Annotated in this window: 5 protein-coding genes and 1 pseudogene; 3 read left to right on the forward strand and 3 right to left on the reverse strand. The window is 71.1% G+C overall.

Annotated elements, in window-relative coordinates; all coding sequences use genetic code 11:
• A partial coding sequence (locus E6G06_07575) for a glycosyltransferase family 1 protein (GenBank protein ID TML92092.1) occupies positions 1-448 on the reverse strand: 448 nt, incomplete at its 3' end.
• Between the two features lie 38 nt (positions 449-486).
• On the opposite strand from E6G06_07575, the gene E6G06_07580 reads away from it, so the two are divergent.
• Positions 487-1,446: a glycosyltransferase family 4 protein gene (locus tag E6G06_07580; protein TML91995.1), complete on the forward strand. Its 960-nt coding sequence runs from the start codon at positions 487-489 to the stop codon at positions 1,444-1,446.
• Here the strand turns inward: E6G06_07580 and E6G06_07585 are convergent.
• On the reverse strand, positions 1,425-2,348 hold the full coding sequence (locus E6G06_07585) for a hypothetical protein (GenBank protein TML91996.1): 924 nt from the start codon (positions 2,346-2,348) through the stop codon (positions 1,425-1,427). The two genes, E6G06_07580 and E6G06_07585, sit on opposite strands and share 22 nt — an antisense overlap.
• A 213-nt stretch (positions 2,349-2,561) precedes the next feature.
• Between E6G06_07585 and E6G06_07590 the strand changes: the two genes are divergently transcribed.
• Both E6G06_07590 and E6G06_07595 read left to right on the forward strand, forming a co-directional pair.
• Entirely contained in the window at positions 2,562-3,413 is an 852-nt protein-coding gene (locus E6G06_07590) for an ABC transporter permease (protein ID TML91997.1), read from the forward strand.
• A pseudogene (locus E6G06_07595) lies at positions 3,403-4,605 on the forward strand (ABC transporter ATP-binding protein). The gene E6G06_07590 and the pseudogene E6G06_07595 overlap by 11 nt, the downstream one beginning before the upstream one ends.
• Here E6G06_07595 and E6G06_07600 read toward each other — a convergent pair.
• Complete coding sequence (locus E6G06_07600; GenBank protein TML91998.1) at positions 4,602-4,817, reverse strand: hypothetical protein; 216 nt, start codon at positions 4,815-4,817, stop codon at positions 4,602-4,604. The pseudogene E6G06_07595 and the gene E6G06_07600 overlap by 4 nt on opposite strands.
• Between the last annotated feature and the right edge of the window lie 87 nt (positions 4,818-4,904).

Consider the following 4,904-nt stretch of genomic DNA (forward strand, 5'->3'; position numbering starts at 1 on the left):
CGGCGTGGAAGTGCGTGGTCAGGTGGCGGGCGGTCCACCCGTCGACGGCACGCACGGCCTGCAGGCGCCAGGCGCGCACGTGGGGGTCGGCTCGGCGGGCGGGACCGTACGAGGTGTTCACCAGGCTGGTCAGCACGGGCACCGACGTGCGCCGGGCCGCCCACCGCCCGAGGACGTCGGACTCGAAGATCGCGGTGTGCACCAGATCGGGCCCGGTGGCGCGCACGAGGCGGCGCAAGGCGCGGGCGCGCGTCGCCCAGCCGGGGCCGGGCAGGACGCGCACGTCGAAGCCCCGGGCCGCCAGGGCCTCGTGCACGCCCTCGTGGCGGTGGAAGAGACAGGCGATCACCGGCTCGACGCCGCCGTCCCGCAGCGCCGGCAGCAGCTCGGCGAGCGAGCGCTCGCTGCCCCCCGTGCCCAGGCCGTTGATCACGTAGAGGACCCTCACGCCGAGTACCGTGCCGCCGAGTACCGTGCGCGACGTCGATGCAGCGGGTGCTCTTCTACCGTGACTTTCGCCGGTTCACCGGGGGGCACCTCAAGATGTGGGACTACTTCAACCACGTGCGGAGCGCGCCCGCGCACACCGCCCACGTCGCGTTCACCCGGGAGTCGGTCTGGGACGCGGGCAACCCCTGGGCGGACGCGCGCGACGCCGTCGTCGAGCGGCCGCAGCGCTTTCGCGCCGACGCCGTCTTCCTCGCCGGTCTCGACTGGCGCCGCATCCGGCCTTGGGCGCGGCGTCGACCCCGCCGGCCGGTGATCAACCTCGTGCAGCACGTGCGCCACGCGGAGCCGGACGACCCGCGCTACGCCTTCTTGCACCACCCGGCGGTGCGGATCTGCGTGAGCCTCGAGGTGGCGCGCGCCATCGAGGGCACCGGTCGGGTGAACGGGCCCGTGCTCACCATCCCCAACTGCCTCGACATCGACGCGCTGCCTGCGCCCTCGTCCCCTGCGGGCCGCGACTTCGACCTGCTGGTCGTCGCGACGAAGCAGCGCGAGCGGGGTGCCGTGCTGCTCCCGCGGCTCGAGCGGGCGGGGCGGCGGGTGCACCTGCTCGGCGATCCGGTGCCGCGCCGGGAGTTGCTGGCGTGGATGAACCGCGCCCGCGTCACCCTGTTCCTCCCGCGTCGCACCGAGGGCTTCTACCTCCCCGCGCTCGAGGGGATGGCGTTGCGGACGCTGGTCGTGTGCCCGGACTGTGTGGGCAACCGGTCGTTCTGCCTGCCCGGGGTCAACAGCCTGCGCCCTGCCTACACCGACGCGGACGTGCTCGACCAGGTCGAGGCGGCCATGGCCCTGCCTCCGGACGAGATGGAGCGGTTGGTGGCGGCCGGGTCGGCCACCGCGCACGAGCACGATCTCGGTGTCGAGCGAGCCCGCTTCCTCGAGGTGCTGAACGACCTGCCCGCGCTCTGGGCTCACGCGTCCGGCAGGAGCTGACGCACGCTGTCGGGCGTGTAGAAATGCCACCACGGCCCGTCGGTGTCGAGCAGACGCCGGCCCAATGCAGCCACCGCAGCCGGGTCGTACACCGCGCTGCGGTTGCGGTTCGTGAGCGGGCGGGCCAGGCCTGCGGCGCTCGACACCACGGCCGCGAGCGCGGCGCCGTTCGAGGCCACGATGTCCTCGTACCGCAGGAACGCATCGCCCGGCAGGTCGTCACGGAAGTGGCCGAAGAACCAGCTCAGCAGGAAGAACTGGCGGTCGACCCGGTCGTCGATCCGCGAGAGCGCGAGTGCGAGCTCGGGGTCGAGCAGCTCGGCGATCGAGGCGTGCCCGCGTTGCACCGGGAACGGCACGGTCTGCCACGAGCTGATGATCGACAGCGGGTTGCGCACGATCGCAGTCACCGCGAACCGCGTAGCGAGCTGTGGCAGCACGGCCGCGAACGCCGAGTTGTGCTTGACCACGAGCACGAAGTCCGGGGAGAGCTGCTTGTCGAAGCGGATCTCGCCGCGGGCGAAGAGCCGTCCGCGGAGACCCCCCGCCTCGTACTCGTCGGCGACCTTGCTGCCCAGCACGCGGCCCTCGACGTGGCGGGTGAGCGCCATCCCCCGATCGGTGATGGAAGCGCGGGTCGCGTCGAGGAACCGGCCGATGTTGTCGGCCACGAGGTCGGCGGGGAGGCCGGCTCGAGTCGGGCGGGCGCCCCGGCTCCCCGGCCACGGGAGCCGCCCCTTCGGGCGCCGGGGGGGGCGGCGGGGGAGCGAGTCCCTGGTCAGCATGAGGCGGTTCATGGGCTCGTCCAGCGCGACGACGTCGGGGACCAGGTTCAGCAGCTCGCAGGCGAGTGTCGTCCCCGACCGGGGCAGCCCCGTCACCAGCACGTTCCGGTCGTCCACGTCCGGGCCAGGGTACGGCACCGGCCGGGAGCCGAGCCTGTCCGTTGTGGACGGTTTGTTGGCCTTGGGCCTGTGCGGCTGCCCGGTGGAGCCGGTACGCTGCGAAGTGGACTGAGCGGCTGTTCCAGGTAGAGCGGGCTGGGGCGATCGATTTCGGGGGGCAACGTCGGTGCCCGGGTTCGACCGGCGCCGGCAGACGGACGCACGAGACTGATGACGGACATCCTCGACCACAAGACGTCACCGCCTCCCGAGCTTCTGTACCGGAATCGGCTCAACGTCCGGCGCGACCTGCGCGACCTCTGGGGCAACCGTCGGCTGGTCCGCACGCTGGCCGAGCGCGACATCCGGGCGAGCTACAAGCAGTCGTTCTTCGGCTTCGGGTGGGCGATCGTCACGCCGTTGCTGACGGTGCTCGTCTTCACCATCTTCTTCAAGCGCATCGGGAAGATCAACACGGGCGACATCCCCTACCCGCTCTTCGCCTACGTGGGGCTCCTCCCGTGGAGCTTCTTCACCTCGTCGGTGTCGAGTGGTTCCGGCAGCCTCATCTTCAACAGCACGATCCTCAACAAGGTCTACTGCCCACGCGAGGTGTTCCCAGTGGCCGCGATCCTGGTGGAGGCCGTCGACACGGTCCTCGCCACGGCCGTCCTCGGGCTCCTCTTCCTCTACTACGGCACCGCGCCGCGGCTCACGAGCCTGTGGGTGCCCGTGCTCATCCTCGTGCAGCTCGCGCTCACCGTCGGCCTCACGCTCGCGTTCTCCACCGCCGTCGTGTACGTGCGCGACCTGAAGCAGGTGCTCGGCGGCATCCTCCAGATGGGCCTCTTCCTGACACCGGTCGCGTGGGGGATCCGCTCGGTGCCGGGTAGGTGGCGGGCCGCGTACTGCGCGATCGACCCGCTCGCAGCGGTGATCGACGGCTACCGGCGCGTCGTGCTCCAAGGGAAGGCACCGGCCTGGAACCTGCTCCTCCCCGCGGCCGCCACGTCGATGGTCGTGCTGATCGCGGGCTACTACATCTTCCGGCGGCTCGAGGGGGGCATCGCCGATGTCGCCTGAGGCCGCCGGCCTCGCGCACGGCACCATCCGCGCGGACCACATCTGGAAGCGGTTCCGCTCCGACGCCCGCCGGTGGTCGGTCTCCACGCAGCTCAACTACTGGAAGGCGCGGCGGCAGAGCGGCGACGAGGACTTCTGGCGTTGGGCCCTGCGCGACATCGGCGTCCACATCGAGCCGGGCGAGGCCGTCGGCCTGGTCGGGCCCAACGGCTCGGGCAAGTCGACGCTGCTCAAGATCCTCTCGCGTGTGATGCACCCCTACGCAGGCCGCGTCGCGGTGTCGGGTCGCGTCGGCGCGCTCATCGAGGTGAAGGCCGGCATCCACAACGAGCTGAGCGGCCGGGAGAACATCTACCTCTACGGCTCGCTGCTCGGCCTGAGCCGTCGCGAGGTGGCCCAACGCTTCGACCAGATCATCGCGTTCAGCGAGCTCGACGACGCCATCGACCGCCAGGTCAAGTTCTATTCGAGCGGCATGCAGATGCGCCTGGGCTTCTCGGTGGCTGCCCACCTCTAACACGACAACCAGCTCGTCGACGAGGTCCTGGCAGTCGGCGACGCCTCGTTCCAGCAGCGCTGCCACGACCGCATGCGCGAGGTGTTGAACCAGGGCACGACGCTCGTGCTCGTGTCGCACGACCTCGCCGCGGTGGAGGCGACGTGCAACCGGTGCCTCCTGCTCGTGGATGGCCTGCTGCGAGGCGACGGGCCCATCCGCGACGTGCTGGGTGAGTACCGCGAGTGGATCGAGGAGATGGCGGCGGGGAGGCAGACGGTCGAGGCGATCGTCCCGTTGCTGAAGGCGATCGCCGACGACGGCGAGCGCGGGAGCCCCCGCACCGACGGGCCACTCGAGGTGCGGCTGGTGCTCGACAGCGCCGAGGCGCAGAAGGCGATGCTGTTCATCGGCGTCAGCGAAGGGCCGGCCACGCCGATCTTCGTCATCCGGCGCAACATGACGCTGGCGTCCGGCGAGTCGGAGCTCGTCTGTCGCGTGCGCCACATGCCGCTCCCGCGTGGTCGATTCCACGTGTGGGTCGGGATCTACGACGCCTCCTGGCGGGAGCTCCTGCCCTGGCACCCGGCCACCTTCTTCGACGTCATCGGCAACCGGCTCATGAAGGCGCCGCGGGGCATCGTGCGTCTCTCGCCCGTGCAAGTGACGGCCGACTGGGACGAGTCACGGCGCTAGAGACGCACCCCACGCCCGTGCGCATCCTGTTGATCGCGGCCACCCGCTTGCGCACCAGCGACGTCGCCTTCCTGCTGGGACGCGCGCTCGAGCGCCAGCACGCAGACGTTCGGATCCTGCCGACCGACGCCGGGCTCCCGTTCCTCGTCGACGTGGGATGGGCGCGTGGCGGCTACGGCGACGGCGTCTACCGCGCCGGCTTCCAACGTCACGTGCTGGAGGCGGCGCGCGATTGGCGGGCCGACGCGGTCCTGCTCTACGGCAGCAACTGGTCGATCGACCCCAGGACGGTGCGTTCC

It is taken from the genome of Actinomycetota bacterium (genome assembly GCA_005888325.1).
Lineage (GTDB): Bacteria > Actinomycetota > Acidimicrobiia > Acidimicrobiales > AC-14 > AC-14.

What these genes read in the sequence shown, in the direction of transcription:
- E6G06_07580 (TML91995.1), top strand. Translation starts at nt 487, where the DNA reads ATGCAGCGGGTGCTCTTCTACCGTGACTTTCGCCGGTTCACCGGGGGG.
- E6G06_07590 (TML91997.1), top strand. Translation starts at nt 2,562, where the DNA reads ATGACGGACATCCTCGACCACAAGACGTCACCGCCTCCCGAGCTTCTG.